Here is a 25,370-nt window from a genome sequence, read left to right on the forward strand (position 1 = left end):
TACCTGCATAGAGGAAGTATAAGTCTTACCATCCTTAACCCAGGATACAGTTACAGAGTCAGTGCTGTGAATGTTCAGCTTATCACCATTACGAGCCTGTAATGCTGTCAAAGCAGTACCAGCTGCAGTATCAGTACTTAAGCTCTGGTTAGTCAATGCAGTAGTAGTCTGATTGGTCTTCTTGTTGTGGGAACCATCTACCAGATACTGGCCATTGAAGGTAACATTGGCATTATCATTGATCTGGTCAATGGACTGGTCAAGTTCCTTCTGGATAGTAGCGCGATCTGCATCAGTGTTGGTGTCGTTTGCTGCGTTTACTGCCTTCTCCTTCAGAGTCTTCAGGATCTCAACAGTGGAGCTTACAGCACCTTCAGCAACCTTCATCATGGAGCCACCGTTCTGAGCATTCTGATTTGCCTGATCCAGGGAACGGATCTGAACCCGCATTCTTTCGGAAATAGCATAACCGGATGCATCATCAGCTGCGCTGTTAATTTTCATACCGGAAGAAACTTTTTCCAAGCTCTTCTTCAATGCGTTAGTGTTCTTGTTCAGAGTGTTCAGCGTGTTGATTGCGGACATGTTGTTCTTTACAACCATAGCCATAATAAATTCCTCCTTGTTTTGTCTATAGTAGCTTCCTTGCTACTAGAAAATAATATTATAGTAGCGGTCTGAAAGGGTTAATTCTCAGACCGACAGCTATCACCTCATCCACCGTCTTTCGACGGTCCTCCGACGGAGCTTTGCTCCTAGTACCTTTAGGTGCTTCCTCAAAGGGGAAGGCTTTAATATTCCCGATTGAACATACTGCTGGAGGCAAGACCAAAGGAATCATAGCCTCGTACCGTCGTATTGTTCCGCTTGGACTTGTTGAGCCAGGAGCGGGCCTTGTACATTATCTGCATATCCATAGGTTTTATCTTCTCCCGCAGGTCCTTTCCTTCCGGGGAGTCAGCGAACTCATGGGTTGGTGTTTTTTGCAGCATCTCCATCAGCTGCTGCCGCTGATCTACCAAAGTCAGAAATGTATCAATGTCTTCCTCATTGATGAACTTCAGCAATTCCTGAGTCACCACCAAATACTTTTCCCACAGTTCCTTCTCAGTAAACCGAATTTCCTCGCCCATATCAAGATGCTCCTTTTTCCTTCCGGGCCTTTATCATAGCCTGAGCCCAAGCAGACCGCAACTCCTTGATAATATCCATACATTCAGTCACTTTTTCCGGAATGCTCTTCATATTGGCCTCCACCAATGAATTATAAACATAATCATATAGTGGCATCAACTGATGAGCTATCTCGTATTTCATATCAAGAGTGACACGAAATTCATTGATAATATTCTGGGCCTTTTGCAGGGAAGTATTGCATTGCTCCCATTTCTTTTGCTCCATGGCATCAAGCCCTTCCTTCATAAACCGAAGGCAGCCATCATAGAGCATCAGGGTAAGAGCCTCCGGCGTCGCCGTCATTATCTGTTGGCGCTTATAGGCTTCTGCTGCATTATTCATCATACTATAAATCTCCTAACTATCAGGAAAATGAATTGGTTATATAACTAAGCTGGGCACTGATACGGGAAAGAGCCACTTCCATGGCATCATAGCGCTTAAAGAGCTTGTTCTCGTAAGCCGTCATCTGGGTCTTAAAATTACTCATACGGGTCTTCATATCAGTAATCATCTTCCCCAAATAGCTTTGGTCATCGGTTTCCTTGGAAGTGCCGGCAATATCGGAAATCTTACTCATGTAATTGGTCATTACATTGTATAAACGGTTCGACACACCGGTATTGGCATAATCCTCTTTCTTCTGTGAATCAGTTATCTTATTCTTATCGGTAGAACCAGCAATATAACTGCTGTCCTGATCAGAAGCAAATAGCTGATATACACAGTCCGGATCCGCGGCCAAAGCCTTCCGGAGCTTGTCTGTGTCCAAAGTCAGCTGCCCCTTGGTATTGGTAGTGGTAATACCAATGGCAGACAGGCTGTTGTACTCGCTATCCACTGCATCAACCCTGGTATAGATAGCTTCCCGCATAGCACTTACCAAATCCCGGATGGTGCTGTTATGATAAAGCAGACCTGACTTGGCTTTTTCATTCCACTTATCTATCTGCTTCTCCGTCATTTCTTCCTCCTGACGCTTGCTGAGAGGCTTATAGTCAGAATACTTCTTTTCGGACAGCTTTTCGTTAAGGGAATCCAACAGTTTATTGTAGTCCTCCACAAAGCTCTTAACGTAATCCACAATCTTGTCCGTATCCTGACTTACACTGATGGTAGCCTTGGAACCAGCAGTGCTATCCAGGAAGGTGTAGGTAACACCGGCCACGGTCAGCTTATTTGTATCATTTTTATATTCCTTACCATCAATAGTAACACTAGCATCAGTCCCCTTCCAACGATGCAATTGACCTTTTTCTTCTTTATTGGCTATTGAAGCAGCTGTTTCCGTCAGCCCCATCTTTGAGACTAAAGCGCCAGCCAAATCATCAACACCAGTGAGTGTAGCATCGCCGGCAGTATTGGTTAAAGAAAACTTGCCATTTGTATAAGTTGCTGTAACATTGGTGCTGCTAGTCTTTTCATTAATTTTGGAAACCAGCGTACTAAAATCTGCCTTGCCCTTTAGAGTACCGGAACCAGTAGTATCAAATAATTCAGCATAAGTTAATGATACTTCCGTTTCATTTGTGCCATTGCCCACCTTAAAGCTAATAGCAGTAGCGGTAGTAGCAACATCCTCAGAGGTGCCATCACTCTTTTTAATGGTCAAAGTATTGACATCTTTCTTTACTGCGGTAAGACCTACAGCAGCAGCCAAGCTATCTTCAGTGCTATTTGCATTAACACGAGTAATGCTGGAAGAAGTCTTATATGCCATGGTGCTCGGGTCTACAGATTGAAGATTCAACTTAGCAGAAGCATCAACCTTGGATCCAGCTGGAGTAGTAATTGTTACAGGTCCATTTAAATTCAGAAAACTAAGAGTACCATTATCATATTCAGCAGTGATATTTACATGAGCATCCGAGATAGCAGTCTTTATTTTCGCTGCCAAGTCGCTCATTGCCTTAGATGATGGCATAACCTCTATTTCACCAAAATTAGCACCTGTCCTTGCTTCAACGCCATTTGGTTGAGTAACATATGCAGATCCAGATCCACTATCTCGAATTGCTGCATAACTCACTATATCCCCAAAGGTAATATTAACAGTGGCAGAATTTGTCCCATCACTTATCTGCAAGGTGGACAATACCGCATCCATCCTACTAGTTTTAGCTTCACCGGATGTAAAATCAGCCTTCGTTCCCTCTTGAGTAAAAAGCACATTATTATTCGTATCTTTAACTCTCAATGCGTAGGAATCACTATTAGGATCAGTCCTTTCAAAAGTGGCTTTTAGACCGAATACATCTGCTAAAATTCCACTCTTATTTGTGGTTAAATAGGTTAGGCTAGAACTGGTAGCCAAATTCAAGCTATTTATTAGCTGAGTAGCCGTGGACTCTCCAGTGCCAGCAACAGCAGTAAGATTAGCCTGACCGTTTGGATTGGACAAAGAGAAACTGTCCTTTATTGCATCATAAGATGCTGTGATGCCCAGACCTGTTGCATTAATCTTGGAAGCCAGTTCGTCCAAGCCAGCATTGTTGTTGAACAGCTCTCCCAATGTAAAGCTAATGGTGGCACTACTTGTTCCATTGCTAAGCTGCAAAGAAAAAACTTTATCACTAGCATCAGTAAATGTACCTACCGTACTCTGTACCTCACCTTTACTGTTAACCTGTGTAACAATAGTATTGTCGCCATCAACAGTAGCCTTTAAGCCCAATACATCCATCAGACTTACAGACTGAGCGCTGCTCGTAATACTGGTATTAAGATTTACAGACTCTATTGTAGTCGGCTCGACAGTAGGAATAGCAAACTCAATACGATCATCAAGAACACCAGTATCTGCATGATAAGCACCCAGGTTCAAATGATTGAACAGTGTTGCTGTAGTGTCATTCTCCACAGCAATATCAATAACATTGCTCTCACCACTTGTCTTATTATACAGGCTAAAGGAATCATTAGCCGTATCATAACCACCCTGAATATTCGCTCCAGTCTTGGCAAAAGCACTGGCAAAATCATTCAGTGTCTTACCACCATCAAATACCGAACTTCCATCACCTGTATAGCCTGTATAAGTGTCGCTGGCACAACCAGTAAACAGCTCATCATAGGTGTAACTGAGAGTATATGTCTTAGCATCTTTACCAGCGGTATCCTTTATTTTTAAAGAAATAGCCACATCACTGCCATTTACAACAGCAGTTGTACCATCAGACTTGGTAATCTCGTACTTGAAATTCCAATTGTTATCGCTCTGAGTAGCGGTATCTACTTTATAACTCTGAAATAGCACATCCGCCAACTTATTGCTGGTACTTGCCTTTTCATTTGCTCTGTCAACGCCATAGGTTTTTATAACATGCCCCTGATCATCCTTCTGCTGGGTTGTCATCAAATAAGCATTACTAGCGACAGAACTAACTTCAACCTGGTGATTCATAGCCGCAGCGGCACCGTTGGCAGTAGCAGTTACAACGCTGCTATTGGAGCTGGTTGCCTGCATGGCGTTCATGTTTGACTGCATTTTATAATCAGACAAAGTGCCATACTTATATGTAGTCAAATCATTATATACATCATTATATGCTTCTTTCAGCCAGGTGTTTGCAATTTCCTGCTGTTCCATCTTGTCATACTGCTTGTTTTTGCCGGACATGCCCATTTTTACCAGGGACTCAATGTCCAAGCCAGAGCCTGACAAGCCATAAATTCCATTTACGCCCATTTCAAGTACCCCCTTTTACGCATTACGATCGAGGAAAGCACCCAGCCATTCCTGGGCCTTTATCATACCCTCTACCATTTCTTCAGGTGGGTATTCCTTAATGACCTCATTAGTTTTCTTGTCAATCATCTTAACCGACATTACATTTACTTCCTTGTGATACTGGAATTCCAAATCACAGTTGAGCTTGCTCATAAGCTCGTTGAGCTCCTTTGTCATTTCGCTGACAAATTCCTCATTGATGTTGTCCAAGGCTTGACGCTTTGGATCCTCTTCCTTTTGCTCGTTGTCGGCTTTGCCTGCATCGTCACCAGCAGTAACCTTATCAACGGTATTAGCCTCATCAATTTTTATATCAACAGGTGCCACCTTATTATCAACTGGCTCCACTGCTCTCTTTTGGCTAGTCCCGTTGTCCATTGCTGAAACAACAACCGCAGCAGCTGTCATGTCTGAAATGTTTCCTACCATTTTTAATCCCTCCGTAGAAAAAATTATAATCCGTTATTTGGGTAATGCCGTGGACAAATCTATGGCATCGACCGGAGCTGCCGCCTTGCGGTTTTCCTCCTTGATAACCTTATAGACCTCTCCTCTATATACTTTTACACTGCGAGGGGCATCAATGGCTATTCGCACATTCTCACCATTAACCTCGACAATGTTGATAACTACATCATCCCCAATCATAATCTGCTGCTTGGGGCGTCTGGTCAGTACTAGCATTTCTTATTCCCCCTTTTTCTCTGGGAACAAGCGATGCTTGGTAGTATAGCTGGTCTTTTCCAGTACCACCTGCTTGGCCTTCATATTGGCCCGGTTAATAACAATCGGTGCCAAAAGATTCGTGGTCATATCCGGAATACCTGTTGGCGGAATTGTGATGAGGGAACAAACCAAGACATCCGCATCATTGGTCACGCCCAGCAGTTCCATATTCGCGTCATCCAACTCAAAGGTATAATCCGGGAAGAAAATAAATGGGTCCGTCATGAGAAACGCCAACTCCGGCGTGGAGGCTGACTGCAAAAAGAGATACGGGCTTTCTGCGTCATAGGGCACTATGGCAAAATCCCGCTCGTCCTCAAAGGCCGGGATGCCATGATCAAAGGTCACAATGGTCTTTTCATCAACTTCAATTTCACCAAATCTTGTAGTGTTAAGCTTTCTCATTTAATTACTGCCTCCATGTATAAACCTCATCCACCAAAGTTAATTCCTAATTCTTAATTCCTAATTATCACCTATACTCGCATATCATAGCGCCCTACCGAAATCCACTGACGGACATATCCTCGGCTGGCCAAGGTGGTCTTGGCCGAACCAGGACGAATATCAATCTCCGGCGTAGCCGTCGATTTGATATTGGTGGTATCACTGCCTGGATCCATTTTGCCCTTTATCTCAGATGGATGTACTGTAAATTCAGGATCTGGAATTTTTACAGCCTCCCACTTAGGCCACTTTAATATTTCCCCCCTAAGTCGCGATTTGGCCTCATTGCCAATGAGATTGGCTCCCGGATGAGCACCATTCTTGGCAAAATTCCACCCTGACTGGGCAAGTCGGGAAGTATTGGCCTGTACATCACTGAAGCCTTCTCCACCATACTTTCGGGCAAAATCATCGTGATTTAAAAAGCCGTAAGCCTTGCGGCTATTATAGGTATCAATATCCACTTCTACCAAGGTAGCCGCCACATCCGCCAGTGGCGGATCGTAATGCCGATGGAGCTCTGCCGGACGAAATGTGTTTTTCAGCGACCGGGGCTGCTCCTGATGAATACTTATCTGGGGCAATTCATGGCTAATATTCAAATATTTCATTTCCGCCAGCATGGTATTCACCCTCTTTATATTATAGTCGTATTTTTAACACAAAAAGTAAAGAAAAATTATCTTAAATAATCTGCCAAGGTCCCTGGCAAAATCTTGGAGCCTACTGACAAGGACAAGCTGTAAATGGTCTGATATTCCATCAGCATAGTAGCCAGTTTAGCCACATCAGTACTGGACACATCAGTTATATCAGAAGTAATGGACTCATCCTGAGTGGTGAGCATGTCAGAGGCTGCGCTATATGCCTGCTGACGGGCCGCCATGGTGGTCTGGGCCCCCAGCACCTGAGCATGGGCTGCATCACTGATGGTAAGGCCATCATTAGCCGCCCAATGATTATCCGCTGCATCGATCTTGGCCACTGTGTATAACAACTCATTCAGCATAGCCGTGCCAGAGGCAGTGCCACCATCATAACTTACACCTGGAGTATCAAAAATATCACTGCCAAATACATCCTGACCGGTCTGATTTACCGAATCAGTAGCCTTGTCCACGCCACCGGTTTTCTTTACCATGGAAATATACTTGGCATCGCCCTTATAAGTAACAATATACTGCTCAGTAACGGCGAATTTTAAGCTTACCGTACCACCGCTAGTAGTCATATCCACGGCTGTACCCGCTGCTGTATCCTTAATAACACCATTACTATCAAAGTAATTACTTACTTCCTTGCTATCGGTCCAACCGGAAATGACACCAACCTGATCTCCATCTTTAACACGAACCTGACCAGTAGCTACCCTATCCTTGAAGCCATTTTCCATAAACTCCTGTGAATATACTCTGCCATCAGTAACATTCAAATAATAGACATTTTTATCCTCATCTACCATCTTCAGCATCTGGGTTACAGTTGGCTTAGTATTGGTGTCATCTCTGAAGAACGACTGCTGGGCCTCGCTAAGGGTCTTGGTCTCACCACGTGGCTTTTTTTCATCAGAAATCTGAAATGGCATGGTGGTATCCGACTGACCGGAGAACAGGTAACGATCCCCGATCTGGGCATTCATATCTGCCACCACTTCCTGAACGCTGGCCAAAAGCTCCTTGGCAATATCCTTCATATCATTTTCATTGTTGGTGGAATTACCGGCAGCTACTACTTTTCCCTTGAACTCCTTCATCCGCTCAGTAACATTTACCAGAGCTGCATCACTGTTCTTCATCCAGGAAACCGCTGTAGTAATGTCATCCTGAAACTGCTCCACATTGGTGAGGGAGTTTTTATATCTCAAATATTTGGAATAACCTACCGCATCATCAGAGGCTCGATGGAGCTTTTTCCCATCGCTCTGTTCAAACAGCTTGGTGTAACGCTCGTAGGAGCCGTTAAGCTGCTTGAGGTAGTTATTGGTCATCATTGTACTACTAATACGCATAATCTATACCTTACCTTCCTGATGGCAATTATCTGCCAACTACACCTGTACCGTTTATCAGCTTGTCCAGCATTTCATCCATTGTGGTGAGACAACGGGAGCAAGCGGCATAGCCTTGCTGATAAGTAATCATATTGGTAAGTTCTTCATCCCAGTTTACACCGGAGGTTGATTCTCGCAAATTCTCTATCTGAGTCATAAGGTCTTTTTGGAATTCCACCTTATTGTTCATATTTTCAGTAGCACCACCCAAAGTGGTCATACTGGTATTATAGTAGCTGTAGAAGGATTCATCACCAATAGCCCGATCCTTGGTATTTACATCAGGACTGGTATTCTTTTTAACGCAATTGAACAGGGTACTGATCCAAACTGCATTTGATCCGTCAGCTACGCCATTGACCTTGCCGTCTTCCCCCATAGAACGGGTAGCCAGCTTTTTATGGCCGCCAGCAGCCGTCAGATCCTGATTGATAACCAATTCCTTAATAACATTGATACCCCGAATGGCATCGCCATCCTTGGTCATATGTATATCATGCGGATCGGTAGTATCCCACACATATTGTGCCCCAGCCGTACCGTAGAAATTGTCTCCCTTTTCTCCGGTATCCGTCTCTAAAGTGTAGCCGGCCTTATGCTGGTCATTGAGGGTAGTAAGCAAAAAAGCTGCCATATTGGCCAGACGGTCAATATATTCCTTATCCTCATATATAGACTGTATCTGGCCATACAGTTCGCCGTTACCCGGATTGAACTGTACATCAGATTCCTTTATCAACAATGTGTAGTCGCTGACTCCGTACACCTTGTTGTTCAATGGCTCGGATACCGCAATGGTAACCTTGCTGGTGCCATTTACCAAAGTAGTACCGTTACATACCAATGTGTACATACCATTTGGTGTCTCATTTACACTGATATGCATAATCCTGGACAAATTGTCCACCAATAAATCCCGCTGGTCCCGCAGGTCGTTAGCCATGGAGCCATCAGCTTCCTGCTCCATAATCTGGCCGTTCAAAACGGTAACCTGATCCAGCATACTGTTAACATTATCTACACTGAGAATGATTTCACCGTATACTGATTCAATCTGGGACTGAACCTGTACAGCAGTTGCATTCAATGACTCAGCAAAATTATAACCGGCATTGATAACATTCTGACGGCTGGAAGCGGTACTTGCTGTAGTAGAGCAGTCCACCCATGCCTGATAGAATAGTTCCATGGATTCCTGCAAAGCATTGTCATCAGAATCGTTAAATATGGTCTCCAGCTTGGAATAATTTTTAGCCTTGGCATTATAATAGCCATCATTGGTATTTTCCTTCCAGTACTGACGATCAGCATATATATCTCTGGCCCGGGCAATACCATAAACTCCAACGCCACTGCCGATCTGATTGGCCCGGGAATAGGACCATACGGTCTGGGAACGGGTTGCCACAGAATTTACCTGCTGGCGGGAATAGCCCTCGGTACTGGAATTACTGATATTGTGACCTACTGTGTTCAAGCCAACTCTGTTGTTCTGAATACCACTAACCATGGTATTAAGGCCGTGAAATGTACTTAACATAGTTATTCTCCTGTTCTATACTCCTGCTTCAAACATTTTTCTTCCCTGAACAGGCATCCCACCGTCATCACCCGGTGTTCCGTAGGTCACCCCCGCACTGGTCTGGGTCATTACATTGATGTTGTAATCAATAAATTTGGTATGTCTATCTAAATATTGCATATTGGCAGAATTGACTGCCTTTAAATCCTGCAATACATTTTCCTGTTTGCTCAGAAGCGTACTGATAACTTCTTTCTCTGGTGAAGCCGGCATTTTGGCAACCCATGCCGACAGATTATCTACCTTTAAATCTGTCAAAAGTTCTTCCTTGCGCTTCTCTAAACTGTTGATATCGGCCATGACTGGCTCAATCTCGCTGGTCAGCTTCCTTGCTGCAACCGCGTCCGTCTTGACCAATTCTATTTTCTGAGCCTGTGCCAGCTCCAACAATCTCCGGCACAATATCAGCTGCTGACGAAGTATATCAATGATATCCTTCATATTCACACCTCAAGATCAAAATTCTTTTCATGGGACACCACTGCCTGACCGGAATTACCATAAACCGGCTCCACAGATGCGCCCCCCAGCTGGTTTAGTTTAAAATTTATGGCATCCAGGGCTGCTGAAATCATAATCTCATTGTTGGCCTGGATTTCCTGGGTCTTTTTTACAACTTCCTGCAACGATTTATGGGAGTTGCGCAAAACTTCCCGCAATCTGTTATCCGGACACTGGGACCACACATCCCGCATCTGCATATCAGGCTCTATCGTTACATTTTCACTAGCCAGTCGATTTATCACTTTTTGGCGTCTTTGCTCAGCTTTGTTGATGGTCTCAACGACAGCTTCTTCCTGATGCACAATCTTTTCCAATGCCTTTATGTCTACATTAACTAACACGCCGCGCTTTTCGTTGCCCAAAGCCTGCAGTTTTTTGTAGTTCTCCACCAGTATATCGATCACTTCTGCTAATTCTTGCCACATTGTTATGCATCCCACCTCTCCTGGCTATTTTTGCCGCACTAATCAGAAACGGCACTTCAGCATGCTTTCAGCCAACTCACGGCTGCTAACATGGTAATTGCCGGAAGCAATTAAATTCTCCAGCTCTGCCACTCGATCGTGACGGACATCGTCCATCTCGTTCATCTTTTGCAGCATTTCCCTGACATTCTGACCAGCCTGCGAAATGTGAATCTCATCCCGTTTTTCCTCTTCCCGGCCCGCCTTGGCAATCTTGTTGTTGCTGCTGTGATTGCTGTAAATACCAGCGATGCTTTGAATATTATTGTTTATAATCATGGTTCTCACCGTCCTTTTTCTAAATCACATTTAGAATCTTGCCTTAAAAATGGAGACACTTTTAGTGTCCATTATGGCTCCTAACAATTTATCGAAAAAAAAGACAGGATCCTTAAATCCTGTCCATAAATATTATATAAGAAATTAAAATTCCCGACCGGCATTGTACATAGTACGGCTACGGTCAACATTCTGAATTTTTTTCTTTTCCGCTGCCAATTTTTCAACCTGCTTGGTAAGCTCCTGGTTGCACTTGTCACACAGGCGGCCCAAATAAATATCTGCGCCACAATTTTCGCAAGGATATGCCACATTGTCACTGACTACCCGGCCACTCTTAATCATGCGAAGAACAACCTTTTCCTTTACCCCGGTATCCTCCACAATCTGCTTAATGCTGCATTTATCATGGTCACGGATATAGGTGTGAACAACCTGCTCCTGCTCCAACTCAATATCATAGCAGGCAGGACACATCCCCTGACCTACTTCTAAATACAATTTGCCACATTCCGGACAATTCTTTAACTTATTCATAAAAAACACCCCTGACTAACCAAATGTGTAAAACAAACTCAATTTCTCCAAAGTTGCCTTTTCATTATACAAAAAAATTAACTTATATTCAATTCCTATTTTCGCCCGGAAGCAACCACCAAGCCAGCCAAATTAGCTGCTCCTGCTCTTTTTAAACTTTTTCCGCATTCGAAAAAAGTTGCTCCGGTGGTAAAAATATCATCCACCAATAAAATATTTTTCCCAACTATCTTCTCTCTATTTTCATCGGAAATTTCGAAGGCATCCTTAAGGTTTTTTTGCCGCTCATGCTGGTCAAGGCCAAATTGGGGTTCAGTGTTTCTGCCCCGACTGAGATAATCCTGAAAATCCACACCAATCTGGGTTATTGACTGGCGAAAAAGTTCAATACTTTGATTAAAGCCCCGCTTTTTCAATTTACTTTTATGTAGCGGTACCGGTACAGTCACATCAATATTCGAAAAAACGCTCTGCTGTGCCGCCAATCGTTCCACACCGGCATTGGTGAAATATTTCAAGGCCTTTATGGCACTCTGCTTTTTTTCAAACTTCATATCAGCTATGAGCTTCTTTAGTGGGCCATCATATTCACCCATACACCATATCCCATCTGTGAATATCTCGGCCAGTACCGGTTCCAGTGGCAGCCGGCGGAGCACCAGCACCTTGGCCAGACAGTCTTCACACCATTCGCCGTTATGCTCTATATATTGCTGACAGGCCGGACACTTGGGCGGAAACAGAAAATTCAATATCGCTTCAAACATACAAAAAATCTCCTAATCCTTCCCCTCGTAAAAAGGTATTCAACAAAATCACTCGTAATGACTTTGTCCACTCTAATCTTTTCCCTGAAAAATGTGTGGATATGAATATTCATACCTCCTCGACTCCATTATCTGCCTTCCCCTCTGGGGAAGGCTTAATATCCTCATAATGCCCCGGCTAATCGTTCCGTAAGCAGTGTATACCGGCGGGTAGTACGGTCATTGGCAATAGCCGTATTCAGTGCCGCCTTGTTTCCGATGAGTATCACCTTTTTCTTGGCCCGGGTTATGGCCGTATACAAAAGATTTCTCTGCAGCATTATCCTGTGCCCCGGCACCAGTGGCAATATCACCACCGGATATTCACTGCCCTGACTTTTGTGTACACTCATACAATACGCCAACTGCAACTCATTCAGCTCTGTTTTTTCATAGCTGGCGGTCACTCCGTCACCATAATCCACCAGTATCCGATCCTCATTCAGCTCCTGAATAAAACCAATGTCCCCGTTAAACACTCCTTTATCGTAATTGTTTTTCATCTGCATTACCTTGTCGCCCAACCGAAAACAACGAATACTGCCGGTGTATTCCGGCTTATACTCGGCCGGTGGGTTCAGGGCCTGCTGCAGACGCCTGTTCAGATTTTCTACGCCACAGCTCTGTCGATGCATAGGGGATAACACCTGGACATCTTCTCTGGGTGAGTAACCCTGCTGTGGCAAAATATCCCGGCACAATTTAACAATATAGGCCTCAATTTCCTCCGGATTATTCATTTCAATAAACTCAAAATCCCCATCGCCGGTTGACGACCATTTGGGAATCCGTCCCGCATTGATAGCATGGGCGTTCATGACAATGCTGCTGGCTTCACTTTGACGGTAAACCTCGGTCAGGCATACGCTGGGAATAACCTGACTACGCAATATATCCTTCAACACCGAACCAGGCCCCACCGCCGGCAACTGGTCCACATCACCTACTAAAATCACATGACACCCGGCCGGCACTGCCTCCAAAAAGTGGCGCATAAGCACAATGTCCATCATAGAGACTTCGTCCAAGATGATAACATCCGCCTCCAGCTGGTCATCAATATTCCGGGAGAAAAACGACTCTTCCCCGCCACCCCCCTGGGCCTCCAACAGACGATGAATGGTGGACGCATTGCGGCCGGTGGCTTCACTGAGCCGTTTAGCTGCCCGACCGGTAGGAGCCCCCAACAAAATGCTCAGTCCATACACTTCCAGCATTTCAATCATCCCTCGGATGACAGTTGTTTTTCCCGTTCCAGGGCCGCCGGTCAACACGAATATACCATGGCTGAATACACCTTCAATAGCCTTTCGTTGCATATCCGCCAAGGTAACCCCCGTATATTTCTCCCATTTTTTTATCATGTCCGCCGTATTACCAACCTGGATTGGCTGGGCTTTTTCCTGCAAAAAAAGCAAATGATCGGCAGTTTCCACCTCCGCCTGATAGAGATACTCCGGATAAACCAGAATATTCCCGCCGACTACCTCCTGATCCAAAATCCCCTCAGCTAAATCCCGCCTCAAGGTTTCCCAGATGGCATCCCGATTTACATTCAAAAAGCGGGCCACTTCATCCACCAGCATATTTTCCGGCACACAGCAGTGTCCGGATAGGGAAATCCGTTGCAGCTGATATTCCAAAGCCGCTGAAATTCGCACGCTGTCCTCCGCCTGAAAGCCGATACTGGCCGCAATGGCATCCGATGTAGCAAAGCCTACACCATCTACTTCCCGCATCAGACGATAGGGATTTTCTTCCATAACCGCTACAGCAAAGGAACCGTATTCGGCGTAAATTTTCCCGGCATACATTCCCGATACACTGTGCTGCTCCAGCCACACCATAATCTGACGCAGCTCGGCCGTTTCCATAAAAGATTCATGGATTTTTTTCACAGTTTTAGCCCCAATCCCGGCAATCTCCCGAAGGCGACTAGGCGCATGTTCGATTATTTCCAATGCATCGCAGCCAAATTTGTCTACGATTTTTTTTGCATAAACCGGTCCAACGCCATCAATGGCCCCAGAGGCCAAAAAGCGCTCAATGCCCTCCAGACTGGTCGGCGCCGCCACCAGCATATGCTCCGCCTTAAACTGCTGGCCAAAACGAGGATGTTCCACCCATTGGCCTTTTAGCTCCAGCTGCTGTCCCTGCAAGGGAGCATCCATCTGAACAGTAACAGTCACCAGCCCCCGCTGACCATCCGGCCGCAGGCGAAAAACACTGAACCGCCCATCCGGGGTGGTATATATAATATTTTCAACTGTACCCTGCAGTTCTTCCATATAATTACCTCATCCGCCAAAGCTAATTCCTAATTCCCAATTCCTAATTCCCAATTCCTAATTATTTCTCCACCAGCTGTTCCCACTTCTCGTACCAATCATCCAGTTCCTTGGTCTTATCCGCATACTCCTGGGCAATTTCCATGCTTTGCACCGGGTCAGCCTGAATTTGCGGACTGTTCATGGTCAGCTCCAAATTTTTCAAATCCATTTCTATGGTGGCAATCTGCGCCTCCGCCCGATGAATAAGCTGTGCCCGCTTATCATCACTCATACTGCGGATAGCCCCCTTCTTGGCCTTCTCGGCCTGAGTTGCCTTTTTCTCAGCTTGGTCACTTTTCGTGGCCATAGGCCTGGTTTGTTCCGCTGCTGCCGCCAATTTGGCCTGTTCAGCTGCTTCCTCTGCTTTTTTCTCCCGATAATAACTGTAATTACCGTTGTATTCCGTCAGTTGGCCATCCTCCAGCTCCAATACGCAGTTAGCCACCTTGTCCAAAAAATATCGGTCGTGGGAAACAGTGATATAAGTCCCCGGGAAAGTCAGCAAGGCTTCCTCCACTGCCTCCTTGGCCGGAATATCCAAGTGATTGGTAGGCTCATCCAACACCAGGAAGTTCGCTCCAGTAAGCATCAGCTTTAAAAAGGCCAATCGGGACTGCTCCCCTCCGGACAAATCACCAATCACGCGAAAAACTTCATCACCATGGAACAAAAATGCACCTAAATACCGCCGGGCCTGTTCCTCGGTGATACCATATTCATAGAGCAGCTCATCCAACAGAGTCCGTTCCATATTCAGCCCCTCGTGCTGCTGGGAAAAATAACCGATTTTCACGCGGGAGCCAATCTTTAATGTACCGGTAGGGGAAGTCAACTCCCCCACCAACAGCCGCAGCAAAGTCGTTTTTCCGGCCCCATTTGGTCCTACAATAGCTACGCCGTCTCCCTTGCGAATAAGGACATTTATATGTTCAAACAAGGTTCGGTCAGGAAATTTATAGGATATATCCTCTAATTCGGCCACCCTTTGAGCGCACTCTGCCGGTTCATTAAAGGCAAAATAATTAAAGGCCGCTGTTTCAGCCGGTTTAACAATCCGTTCCAAACGGTTTAGCTGACTTTGCCGCCCCCGGGCCTGCTTGGATTTTATTCCAGCCTTGTATTTGCGGATATAATCCTCAGTTTTTCTGATATATTCCTGCTGTTTTTCATAGGCAGTGAGCTGGGCTGCCCGCCGCTGCTCCTTTACCTTCATAAAATACGAATAATTACCTTCGTAAACAGTCAGTTCCTTGTTATCAATTTCAAAAATCCGATTGGTTACCTTGTCCAGAAAAAACCGGTCATGGGAAATAATCAACACGCCACCGTTATAGTTTTGCAGGAAATTTTCCAGCCACTCAATCATTGTAATATCCAAATGGTTAGTTGGCTCGTCCAAAAAGAGAAAATCAGGTTCCCGAAGCAGGGCTTTCGCCAGGCACACTCTGGTGCGCTGTCCACCAGAAAAATGGGCAACCTGCCGGCTGAGGTCTTCTTCCGAAAACCCCAGTCCGAAGGCTGTCCGTCGAATACTGCTTTCAAAATCATATCCTTGCAAATGCTCGAACCGCTCTACCAATTTGCCGTACTGAATCAACTTTTCCTCATCGTGATGTTCTGCCAGCTCAGCTTCCATGGTTTCCTTGGCCGCCGCCAAAGCCATAATGTCGGCAAAGGCGCTTTTTAACTCTTCATACAGGGTACCTTCACCATCCATGTCCGCCTGCTGCTCCACATAGCCTATGGTGTCGGCCGAATCAATGCTGACAACGCCCTTGTCATATTCTTCCTCTCCCAACAGGCATTTCATCAAGGTGGATTTACCGGCTCCATTGGCTCCAACGAAGCCAACCCGCTCGCCCCGCTTGATCTCAAAGCTCACATTATTAAACAGTTCCTCTATTCCAAAGGCCTTGGCCAGGCCATCAACTCTGATTGTTCCCACAACTGTCCTTTCCCTTATTCAAAATCCTTGCCCACATAGACTACTGCCTCCATCGGATCTGCTCCATCCATAATAGTGCATGAAAATGGCATCCCATAGAACCAGTTTACATTGCTGTTGTCCGTGACAATTATTGTATGCTCCCTATCAGACTTTTTCCCCGTATCTACACCGGTAACATTAAAGCCTTTATCCGTCAGTTTGGCTACCATACGGGCTCCGGCTCCGTTAATACCACTATCGTTAATGACCAATACGGATATCTGCCCTGGACTTTCTGCCATCCTTGGTCTGTCCTTCTTTCCGGTCTTTTCCTGCTTTTCAGTCTTACTGTCCTCTGAATCTCGGTTCTCATCCGTCTTTTCATCCTTGAGCTGACGGGAACGGCTTTCATCCTTCAGGCTGACCATCCCTGCCGGCAGGGAAGCTTCATATTCTTTCTTTACCGTCTCAGCGGTGGCTCTGCCCCGGTCATCAAGTGGGTGGTCCATTTGTTCAGCCACCATTTCTCGCAAGCTGACAATATCCGGCAACCAATAACTCACATCCGCCAAAAAGGCTGGTGTCCCCGGCAACATTTCCGAGTTTAGGCCATTGTCTTTTATCTGAGGCAACATATTGGCCAACGACAGCATTTCCGTCAAAGGCATATCAGTTTCCACGCATTTTCTAACTGCCTCGATAATTTTAGGCAGTTTCGGCAATACGGCCGGCGTCAGCATTTTGGTCATAACAGCCCGCATAAAATGCTGTTGGCGATTGATACGACCAATATCACCCTCGCCGTCCCGGTAACGCACATATTGAATAGCCTTTTCCCCGGTCATATGCTGCATCCCCGGATACAGGTCAATAACCAAGCCACCATTATCATCCCACGGATCCTCGTAATACATCCGTTTTTCCACATCTATGTCAATACCATCCAAAGCATCGATAATTCGCTCAAAGCTGTTTAAATCCACCAGCACATAATAGTCCATCGGTATACCCAGCAGCTTTTCTACGGTACTGCGGGTCAGCTTGTGCCCACCATAGGGATAAGCATGGTTGATCTTGTCATAGCCATGTCCCTCGATTTTTACTCTGGTATCCCGGGGAACCGACATAACCTGAGCCTTGCCAGTATCCTTATTGACTGAAATCACCATCAGGGTATCACTGCGGCCCACATCATCATTGCGTCGATCAACCCCCATCAAGAGAATGTGTACCACCTGCTGATTATCCACAATGCCGGACTCATTTTCCGCCTCGCCTGGTAGGGTACGGCCCATAAACTGGCAGGCAGCCAAAACAGCAACGGATAGAAAAATAACCGCTGCCAATATATATAAACGCGTATATTTGCGGCGCCGCTTACGCTTTACTCGCATATTATCATAATCCTCTTTTCAAAAAAATTTCTTATGTAGCTGCTAAATTTCTATCTTCCGATTTTTAAAATGAACTGGCTGGAGGTTGAGGTGTTCTGCCAAATCCAACGCCACCTTAAAATTCATCCCAATGTTTTCTTCCGTGTGAGCATCGGAACCGATAGTAATATATCTGCCCCCCATGTCCCGATAACGCTTATAAATAGGCATAAGGGCCTCTACGGCGGTTCTGTCGTACAGCCGTCGGGTATTTAGCTCCATTACAGTATCTGTTTCCAGCACATTTCGCAATACTGCATCAATGGCCTCATGATGCAAGTTGTAATCAATCTCCTTATTGTCATATGGCGCATACCGGCACATATAATCAATATGCCCCAATATATCAATAAAGGGATTGGCTTTTATCATTGCCGCCATGGCCTGAAAATAGTCGGTAAAAGCTTCATCCTTGGATTTACCCTCATAATATTCCGGATAATAGATATCATAGCCGTCAATGGCGTGAATGGAGCCTATCACCTGGTCAAAAGGATTTTCAGCCACAATCTGCTTATTGGCTTCAATGCTGCCGGAAGTCAGTCCTACCTCAATTCCCAGCAAAAGCCTATCCCCTCGCAAGGATTCGTATTTTGAAAAATACTCCTTGGGGTCAAGCAGGAAATCCATATCCTTGAAGTGAACTGACTGCCTATAATCAAAATCGAAATGCTCAGTAAAAATAATCCCAATGCCCAGCTTTTCCGCCACATTAAGGGCATCAGCCGCTTTCATTTCTGAATCAGAAGATATTTCTGTATGGGTATGAGCATCAAAAATCATATCAAAGTTGCTCCTTTGCTTCCTTTAACGCCTTGGATAACTGGTCCGGACAGGAGGTTGGCCGACTGCCGCAACGAATCCCTTCCAACCGGCTAATGGCATCGTCAATATCCATGCCTTCCACCAGCTTGCCAATTCCCTGCAGGTTGCCATTACAGCCGCCCACTACCCGCAGTCCGTGAATTTTATTGTCATCAATACCAAAAAACATTGCCTTGGAGCAAACGCCCTGTGGAGCATATTCAAAATTCTTCATAGTAAACCCTCCCAGCATAATAATTCCTAATTCCTAATTCATAAATCCTAATTCATAATTAACTAATTGCGTCGGCCAATGCGGCAAATTCTTCCAAGCTGAAGGTTTCCCCCCGCCGCCCGCTGTCGATTCCGCACTTAGCAAAAGCCGCTTCAATGATTTCCTTAGTAAAGCCTGCCCCCTTCATGGCATTCGCTATGGTTTTCCGCCGCTGTCCAAAGGCCGCCTTCACTACCTTGAAAAACATCTTTTCATCCTTGACTTCCACCGCCGGCTTTTCCCGCACATCACAGACTACTACCACCGAGTCCACCTCCGGGGCCGGAATAAACGACCTTGGTGGCACATCAAAAGCAATGTGTGGCTTAGTGTAATACTGCACGGCCACTGACAAGGCTCCGTAAATTTTTGATCCCGGCCTGGCAATCATCCGCAACGCCACTTCCTTTTGCACCATAGTTACTAAAATACTTATTGGTAAATGTCGCTCCAACAGTGCCATCAAAATAGGCGTAGTTATATAATACGGGAGATTTGCCGCCACCTTAAAAGGTCCTTCCCCCATAATCTCCGGAATATTCACCTTTAAAATATCCCCTGGCACAATGGTCACATTGTCATAAGCCGCCAAGGTCTCTGCCAACACGGCCGGCAATTTTTTGTCCAGCTCCACCGCTACAATCTCAGCACCGGACTCCGCCAAGCCCTGGGTAAGAGTACCAATACCAGGACCAATCTCCAAAATCTTGTCCCCTGGCTGAGCTCCGGCTGCCTCCACTATTCCCCGCACAATGTTGGCATCCACCAAAAAATTCTGCCCCAGCTTCTTGCTGGCCCGCAAATTGAACGCCTTCATTATGTGCCTTGTCACACTGGGAGTTGCTATAGTAGCATTTAATCCCTTCAGCTTGGTTTCCTGATGAACCTCGGTATTAAGCTCTTTATCAATATCTACACTCATCAACTATTTCCTTCCTCGGCCAGAGCCGCCTCGAACTCTTCTCGGGTGACCCCATAATGATTCAATCGCTTCAAAAATGTCTTGGCATTGGCGTAACCTATCCCCAACCTGGCCCCCAGTCTGGCCCGTTTTTCACTGGCTCCGGCTCCACCGGAAATACCGGCCTGCAGCAGGTCAGCTCCGGAAAAAATATTGCTGGGCTCCCAGTCCAAGGTCCGGACCTTTTCCAAAGCTTTGCGAATGGACTCCGGCGAGGCCTGCTCAATCCCGATATCATTGTTGGCCGTAGCCTCCTCCACCGGTACAAAAGCATGTTTGGCCTTAGGACAACGGCGAGTAACATATTTTCGTATGCGTTCTCCCGCCGAATCCGGATCAGTGAGGATAATAATCCCCCGTTTTTTATACGCTTTTTCTATATCATCAAGGCAGCGGGGACTGAGATTAAATCCCTCCGTAATAATGCAGTCAGCTTCCACTGCCTTATTGATGGCCACAACATCCATCTTGCCTTCTACTACCAATACTTCTTTTATCATAAAAACAAACCTCTATTTATAAATATTCCTTTATGGCCCTGTAAACATCGGCGTGAATCGCCGCAATGGGGCGTGGCTCACCGTTTTCACTGCATTTAACCGTTTTCCAGCCATATTTACGGGCAACCCAGCCATAGGCTTCATGACATCGGTGCAGATATTCGCGGTCCTTTTCGTGAATATCCTTTTTCCGTTCAGTATTTTGCGCTGCCCGCTGGCTGATGAGCCGGTCACTAACCGCTGGCTCCATATCCAGATACACTACCACATCCGGTACTGGAAGTTTTAGCTTGCCAAATTCGAAATCCCACAACCAACTTAGAAAATTCTCCCGCTCCATCGGGTCAGTTAATTTTACTGCCTGATGAACCATATTGGATGTTGTATAACGGTCCGCTAAAATGATAGCCCCATCCTCATAGGCCTTTTTCCAATTAAGATGATACGAGGCATAGCGATCCACTGCAAAAAAAGTAGAAGCTCCATAGGCATCCACATCAGCTGCCTGCTGACCGAAAGCTCCCCCCAAATACATCCGGACCAAAGCCGAGGATTCGGATTTATAATCCGGATATTCCACCTTCATTACATTATATCCATCCCGTTGCAAATGCTCCAACAGCTCCTTGGTCTGGGTAGCCTTGCCGGAACCATCCCCTGCTTCAATCGTTATCAGTTTACCTTTTGCCATACTAAACACTCCATAAGAATTATGAATTCCTAATTCCTAATTCCTAACTCCAAATTCTTAATTCTTAATTACGCTTATATATTTCAGCGTAGTATCCCTCGGTCCAACCACCCGTCTGCCGGCTGATTGCTGCTTTTTTATCGAATCAATCAGGTCCCGGGTAATAAGCTCACCCGGACATAGTACCGGCACGCCTGGGGGGTAAAAAGCAACCGATTCGCCAGCTACTTTCCCCACTGAATTACTGAATTCCACTGACTCCTGCTCACTGAAAAAGGCCTGTCTTGGGGATAATATCACCTTATTGGCCGAAAGTAAATCCCCTGGGAATTCCAGCTTCCTTTCGGCCGTGCTTACCGGCTCTCCGACTAGGCATCTCAGGGCGGTCAGCAATTTCTCACAAACCACTTTAGTGTCTGCCATGGAGATGATAAACAACAAATTGTTGTTATCGGACAACTCACATTGAATTTTATATTTATGTCGCAATATCAGTTCAGCCTGGGGGCCGTTCAATCCAATCCCGGCAATATTTACCGTCAATTTGGTGGGATCAAGAGCTATTATCCCATCATCGCCAATGATTTCTCGTCCCACACAATAGAGCCCCTGTATCATATTTATTTCCTGTCGCAGCCAGTTAGCCAGCTCCACCGCCGTTGCCAGCCTTTTTTGTCCCTCCTCTGCCATCTGAAGACGGGCAATATCCAACGAGGCCAATAACAGCTGGTTTGGGCTGGTGGACTGCAGCAAAGCCGCTGCTTCCCGTATTTTAGCAGCTGATACCCGTTCACTGCCAATATGCAGCATGGAAGTCTGTGTCAGGCTTCCCAGCACCTTGTGGGTACTTTGTGCCACCACATCAGCCCCTAAGTCCAAGGCCTGCTTCGGCATATCCGGCAACTGCTGGGCAAATTTTAAATGGGCCCCATGGGCCTCATCCACCAACAACAGTATATTTTTACTATGAAGATACTCCGCTATGGCCAGCAAATCACCGGCCATTCCGTAATAGGTTGGATGCACAGCCACCAAGGCCCGAACCCCCGGATTTTCTTTTACTGCCTGCTGCACTGTATCCAATGACAAAGGTCCAGCTATTCCCAGACTGTCGATAATTTCCGGTTGAAGGTACACTGGCATAGCCCCCGCCAATATTAGGCCGCCAATAACAGACCGATGGGCATTGCGGGGCACCAGCACCTTATCCCCTGGGCTAAGTGTCCCCAGCAGCATGGCATGAATGGCTCCAGTTGTACCGTTAATCATAAACAGAGTTTCCCTTGCCCCCCAGAGCTCAGCTGCCAATGCTTCTGCCTCTTTAATACAGCCTTGGGGATCGTGCAAATCATCCAGTTCCTCCATCAGAGAAACTTCCTGCCGCAACCCCTCTGCCGTTATTAGCTTTTTGAGCCTAAAATGGGCTCCCAGCCCCTGTTTATGCCCCGGTGTATGAAAAGCAAGAGCGCCGTCCCCTGCATATTTTTCCATTGCATCAGAAATCGGCGCCATATGTTGATTTTGTTTGAAATTGTTCTTCTTCATATCTATCATCGTGGCTGCGGATATGGCATCTTAATGTTGACCCTGGTACCATTGTCCGGCTCCGAGACTATAGAAAGATTTGCTCCCACAATTTTTGCCCGTTCTTCCATTCCAATAACACCAAAATGTCCATCCCCGGAAGGATCTTTTCTCTCTTCCTTCTGTTTATCTACATCGAAGCCCTTCCCCTTATCCGATACCATTACGGACAGAGAATCCTTGGAATACAGCAGCCGTACACTGGCACTATCCGTATCAGCATGGCGCTGCACATTGGCCAAAGCCTCCTGAATAATTCGGAAAAGAGTTACTTCGATATGCTTTTCAAATTTGTATTCCTTACCATCAACCTGCAGCTCTACATCCAAAACATGCCTGTCGGAAAGACGGGTAACCAGCTGACGCAGAGCCGGAATCAAACCCAAATCATCCAAGCTCATTGGCCGCATATCAAAAATAATCTGACGCACATTAGCCAGACAGGTTCGCAGCTGACGCCGCAGCTCCTGCAGTCCCGCCTTAGCCTCATCCGGGCGTGTCTCCACAAATCGCTCACAGATAGACGCCTGATAAATCAGATTGACCATTTCCTGGGCCGGCCCATCGTGAATTTCCCGTGATACTCTCAGTCGCTCATCCTCCTGGGCTTTAATAATCTGAATACCCAGGAATTTATTTTTGGAGGCGATTTCCATCTGAGTAACCACATCACTCATCTGAGAAGTCAGATATCCAATTACCGATCCCAACTTGGTAGCCAAGGTTTCCGCCATCTTTAAGGTCTTTTCCATGCTGCTCAGACGAATCTCCAGCCTATCCCGCTGCCGTCGGGTCTGATATTCTTTTTCTTTGGCAATAGCCAGCTTAACCTGGACTGTCTTAACTGCTTCATAGCTTGCCCGAATACGATCTTCAGAATAATTGGAAAAATTGCTGCTGACCTGAACCAGCTTCTGTTTTTCCTTTTGTTCCTGACGCACCAGCTCATCCACTTCATCCTGCAGCTTGCGGGTCTCTTCCTGCAATTCCCTCAGTATAATCCGGTTAGAGTCCACATCTGCTTTTGTATTCTCGTATATTTCAAAAATTTGGCCTTTACTGCCATCCATAGCAGCAATGGTCTGCTTAAATGCGTCCTTAAGCAAGCGTTCTTCCTGACCATCATTATCTGTGTCCAATGATAAATCGATGTTCATTTTCATAACGCCCCCCACATAGTCTCTAATAATTTTAACCTAAACATCATAGCAATGCAAAGAATTTTTATTATTGCTTGCATTTGTTGGAAAATACGATTAAAATTTTATTTAGTTATGACTTATTTTCAATACAAGGAGAGTTCAGTTAATCAATGAGTATTTTCGACAGATTCTTACCAAAAAAGAGGCCACTTGAAATAAAAAACAATATGCCTAAAGAGAAGGAAAATATGAAAAAAACCTTTGGGATATATTGCAACAAGCATCATGGCACCAAAAATGACAAGCTTTGTCCAAAATGTACCGCCCTTTTGGCAACGGTTATGACCAAGATGAACCGTTGTCCATACGGCATCACCAAACCTATCTGTGATCGATGTGAAATCCAATGCTTCGGTGAAAAGCAGACCAAGGAATTTATGGAGATTATGAAATCTACCGGTACCGGAATGTTCTTCAAGCATCCAATAATGGCTATTAAGCATAAGATGGCCAGCATGAGCGTAGATTATTCCAAGCACGAAATGGAGAAGCGCCAGAAGGAAAAGGACAAGGCCAAGGAAAAGAATGCCCAGGAAAAAGCCAAGGCCAAGGAAAAAGCTGAAAAAGACAAATAAATAGTTGATTAAGGCGGTTGCGTATTCATGCACCCGCCTTTTATTATAAGCAGAGTAGTTAGCTGGAGTGGCCAATGGGGTGGAAGCTACCTGCCTGTCGTCCTGTTTCATTGTAAAATAAGCCTTCTCCCCGCGCCGCGAAGCAAGTCCTGTAATGAGAAAAAGTGGCAGTCGAAGGTTGATGGATGATGTCTATCCCCACGGGCAAGCCTTCCCCTATGGGGAAGGTGGCACACGAAGTGTGACGGATGAGGTCTAACCCAACGGGCATTACTTATCGATCGATAGCAGTTGCCTTCAGCCCGGTTTAGTATCAGCACAGTATTATATGCAATTTCGATACTAATAGACCGGAGGGAAACCAGCGGGTGACATGGGGATGATTCCATAGATAAGCCTAGTCACATGCAACATCAGCACAAAATCTATTTGCGCCGTCGTGAGGTTTCTGACGGACGCACTTTCACCGTCGTTCCGTAAATTTAATTAGGAATTTCTCCTCGGCTCCCTTGGGGGAGCTGGCATCTTTAGATGACTGAGGGGGTTGTGGCTTATCAGTCGGTGACAGTTGCCTAGTTTTAGCCTTCTCCTATGGGGAGGCCGGGCAAGACGCTGACCGCCGAAGGCCGTAGGCCTGGGAGCTACACAAAATAAAAAAAGAGCCATCTCATAACGAAATGACTCTTTACATCATAACCGGCAACTTCCTATCCTCCCAGGCCGTCTCCAGCCAAGTACTTTCGGCGTATATGTGCTTAACTACTGTGTTCGGAATGGGAACAGGTGGG

General features: G+C 45.8%; 25 protein-coding genes, 1 rRNA gene and 1 pseudogene. 1 reads left to right on the top strand and 26 read right to left on the bottom strand.

Annotation, left to right across the window (positions count from 1 at the left end; genetic code table 11):
* The 25 genes and pseudogenes from QZV24_RS05750 to QZV24_RS05870 all read right to left on the bottom strand — a co-directional run.
* A pseudogene (locus QZV24_RS05750) lies at positions 1-609 on the bottom strand (flagellin); the annotation flags it as partial.
* A 182-nt stretch (positions 610-791) separates the two neighbouring features.
* Positions 792-1,133 carry a flagellar protein FliT gene (locus QZV24_RS05755; RefSeq protein ID WP_294521377.1) on the bottom strand — a complete coding sequence of 114 codons (342 nt, stop codon included), beginning with the start codon at positions 1,131-1,133 and terminating at the stop codon, positions 792-794.
* Between the two features lies 1 nt (position 1,134).
* On the bottom strand, positions 1,135-1,521 hold the full coding sequence (gene fliS, locus QZV24_RS05760; protein ID WP_290656141.1) for a flagellar export chaperone FliS: 387 nt from the start codon (positions 1,519-1,521) through the stop codon (positions 1,135-1,137).
* A 19-nt stretch (positions 1,522-1,540) separates the two neighbouring features.
* A complete protein-coding gene (gene fliD / locus QZV24_RS05765) occupies positions 1,541-4,864 on the bottom strand; it encodes a flagellar filament capping protein FliD (protein ID WP_294521382.1) in 3,324 nt (1,107 codons plus the stop codon).
* Positions 4,865-4,879: 15 nt separating this feature from the next.
* Positions 4,880-5,335 carry a flagellar protein FlaG gene (locus QZV24_RS05770; protein ID WP_294521384.1) on the bottom strand — a complete coding sequence of 152 codons (456 nt, stop codon included), beginning with the start codon at positions 5,333-5,335 and terminating at the stop codon, positions 4,880-4,882.
* Positions 5,336-5,368: 33 nt separating this feature from the next.
* The gene (gene csrA / locus QZV24_RS05775) at positions 5,369-5,590 is read right to left on the bottom strand and encodes a carbon storage regulator CsrA (protein WP_290656137.1); all 222 of its coding nucleotides are present in this window, start codon (positions 5,588-5,590) and stop codon (positions 5,369-5,371) included.
* Positions 5,591-5,593: 3 nt separating this feature from the next.
* Positions 5,594-6,037 carry a flagellar assembly protein FliW gene (gene fliW, locus QZV24_RS05780; protein WP_290656135.1) on the bottom strand — a complete coding sequence of 148 codons (444 nt, stop codon included), beginning with the start codon at positions 6,035-6,037 and terminating at the stop codon, positions 5,594-5,596.
* A gap of 71 nt (positions 6,038-6,108) precedes the next feature.
* Positions 6,109-6,702, bottom strand: a complete 594-nt coding sequence (locus tag QZV24_RS05785) for a DUF6470 family protein (protein ID WP_294521388.1) — start codon at positions 6,700-6,702, stop codon at positions 6,109-6,111.
* A gap of 56 nt (positions 6,703-6,758) precedes the next feature.
* The gene (gene flgL / locus QZV24_RS05790; protein WP_294521391.1) at positions 6,759-8,087 is read right to left on the bottom strand and encodes a flagellar hook-associated protein FlgL; all 1,329 of its coding nucleotides are present in this window, start codon (positions 8,085-8,087) and stop codon (positions 6,759-6,761) included.
* Between the two features lie 28 nt (positions 8,088-8,115).
* Positions 8,116-9,669, bottom strand: a complete 1,554-nt coding sequence (flgK, locus tag QZV24_RS05795) for a flagellar hook-associated protein FlgK (protein WP_294521394.1) — start codon at positions 9,667-9,669, stop codon at positions 8,116-8,118.
* Between the two features lie 15 nt (positions 9,670-9,684).
* The gene (locus tag QZV24_RS05800) at positions 9,685-10,152 is read right to left on the bottom strand and encodes a flagellar protein FlgN (protein ID WP_294521397.1); all 468 of its coding nucleotides are present in this window, start codon (positions 10,150-10,152) and stop codon (positions 9,685-9,687) included.
* Positions 10,153-10,154: 2 nt separating this feature from the next.
* On the bottom strand, positions 10,155-10,640 hold the full coding sequence (locus tag QZV24_RS05805) for a flagellar protein FlgN (protein ID WP_294521400.1): 486 nt from the start codon (positions 10,638-10,640) through the stop codon (positions 10,155-10,157).
* A 42-nt stretch (positions 10,641-10,682) separates the two neighbouring features.
* A complete protein-coding gene (flgM, locus tag QZV24_RS05810; RefSeq protein ID WP_294521403.1) occupies positions 10,683-10,958 on the bottom strand; it encodes a flagellar biosynthesis anti-sigma factor FlgM in 276 nt (91 codons plus the stop codon).
* Positions 10,959-11,102: 144 nt separating this feature from the next.
* Positions 11,103-11,495: a flagellar protein gene (locus tag QZV24_RS05815; RefSeq protein ID WP_294521406.1), complete on the bottom strand. Its 393-nt coding sequence runs from the start codon at positions 11,493-11,495 to the stop codon at positions 11,103-11,105.
* Positions 11,496-11,590: 95 nt separating this feature from the next.
* Positions 11,591-12,262: a ComF family protein gene (locus QZV24_RS05820; protein WP_294521409.1), complete on the bottom strand. Its 672-nt coding sequence runs from the start codon at positions 12,260-12,262 to the stop codon at positions 11,591-11,593.
* Positions 12,263-12,426: 164 nt separating this feature from the next.
* A complete protein-coding gene (locus tag QZV24_RS05825; protein ID WP_294521413.1) occupies positions 12,427-14,589 on the bottom strand; it encodes an ATP-dependent RecD-like DNA helicase in 2,163 nt (720 codons plus the stop codon).
* Between the two features lie 61 nt (positions 14,590-14,650).
* On the bottom strand, positions 14,651-16,576 hold the full coding sequence (locus QZV24_RS05830; protein ID WP_294521416.1) for an ABC-F family ATP-binding cassette domain-containing protein: 1,926 nt from the start codon (positions 16,574-16,576) through the stop codon (positions 14,651-14,653).
* A gap of 14 nt (positions 16,577-16,590) precedes the next feature.
* On the bottom strand, positions 16,591-17,952 hold the full coding sequence (locus tag QZV24_RS05835; protein ID WP_294521420.1) for an LCP family protein: 1,362 nt from the start codon (positions 17,950-17,952) through the stop codon (positions 16,591-16,593).
* Between the two features lie 42 nt (positions 17,953-17,994).
* Positions 17,995-18,774, bottom strand: coding sequence for a histidinol-phosphatase HisJ family protein (locus QZV24_RS05840; protein ID WP_294521423.1), 780 nt, complete (start codon positions 18,772-18,774; stop codon positions 17,995-17,997).
* Between the two features lies 1 nt (position 18,775).
* Entirely contained in the window at positions 18,776-19,030 is a 255-nt protein-coding gene (locus QZV24_RS05845) for a TIGR03905 family TSCPD domain-containing protein (protein WP_290656110.1), read from the bottom strand.
* A 58-nt stretch (positions 19,031-19,088) separates the two neighbouring features.
* Positions 19,089-19,886, bottom strand: a complete 798-nt coding sequence (gene rsmA / locus QZV24_RS05850) for a 16S rRNA (adenine(1518)-N(6)/adenine(1519)-N(6))-dimethyltransferase RsmA (protein WP_294521435.1) — start codon at positions 19,884-19,886, stop codon at positions 19,089-19,091.
* Between the two features lie 104 nt (positions 19,887-19,990).
* Positions 19,991-20,530, bottom strand: a complete 540-nt coding sequence (gene rnmV, locus QZV24_RS05855) for a ribonuclease M5 (RefSeq protein WP_290656108.1) — start codon at positions 20,528-20,530, stop codon at positions 19,991-19,993.
* Positions 20,531-20,546: 16 nt separating this feature from the next.
* Positions 20,547-21,221 (bottom strand): deoxynucleoside kinase, encoded by a 675-nt coding sequence (locus QZV24_RS05860; protein ID WP_294521427.1) that lies wholly within the window; start codon positions 21,219-21,221, stop codon positions 20,547-20,549.
* A gap of 57 nt (positions 21,222-21,278) precedes the next feature.
* Entirely contained in the window at positions 21,279-22,766 is a 1,488-nt protein-coding gene (locus QZV24_RS05865) for an aminotransferase class I/II-fold pyridoxal phosphate-dependent enzyme (protein ID WP_294521430.1), read from the bottom strand.
* A 5-nt stretch (positions 22,767-22,771) separates the two neighbouring features.
* Positions 22,772-23,968 carry a sensor histidine kinase gene (locus QZV24_RS05870; RefSeq protein WP_294521432.1) on the bottom strand — a complete coding sequence of 399 codons (1,197 nt, stop codon included), beginning with the start codon at positions 23,966-23,968 and terminating at the stop codon, positions 22,772-22,774.
* Positions 23,969-24,117: 149 nt separating this feature from the next.
* On the opposite strand from QZV24_RS05870, the gene QZV24_RS05875 reads away from it, so the two are divergent.
* Positions 24,118-24,582, top strand: coding sequence for a nitrous oxide-stimulated promoter family protein (locus tag QZV24_RS05875; protein WP_290656101.1), 465 nt, complete (start codon positions 24,118-24,120; stop codon positions 24,580-24,582).
* Positions 24,583-25,276: 694 nt separating this feature from the next.
* On the opposite strand, the gene rrf is transcribed toward QZV24_RS05875, so the two are convergent.
* Positions 25,277-25,370, bottom strand: a 5S ribosomal RNA gene (gene rrf, locus QZV24_RS05880); the annotation flags it as partial.

It is taken from the genome of uncultured Anaerovibrio sp., assembly GCA_902786545.1.
Taxonomy (GTDB): domain Bacteria; phylum Bacillota; class Negativicutes; order Selenomonadales; family Selenomonadaceae; genus Anaerovibrio.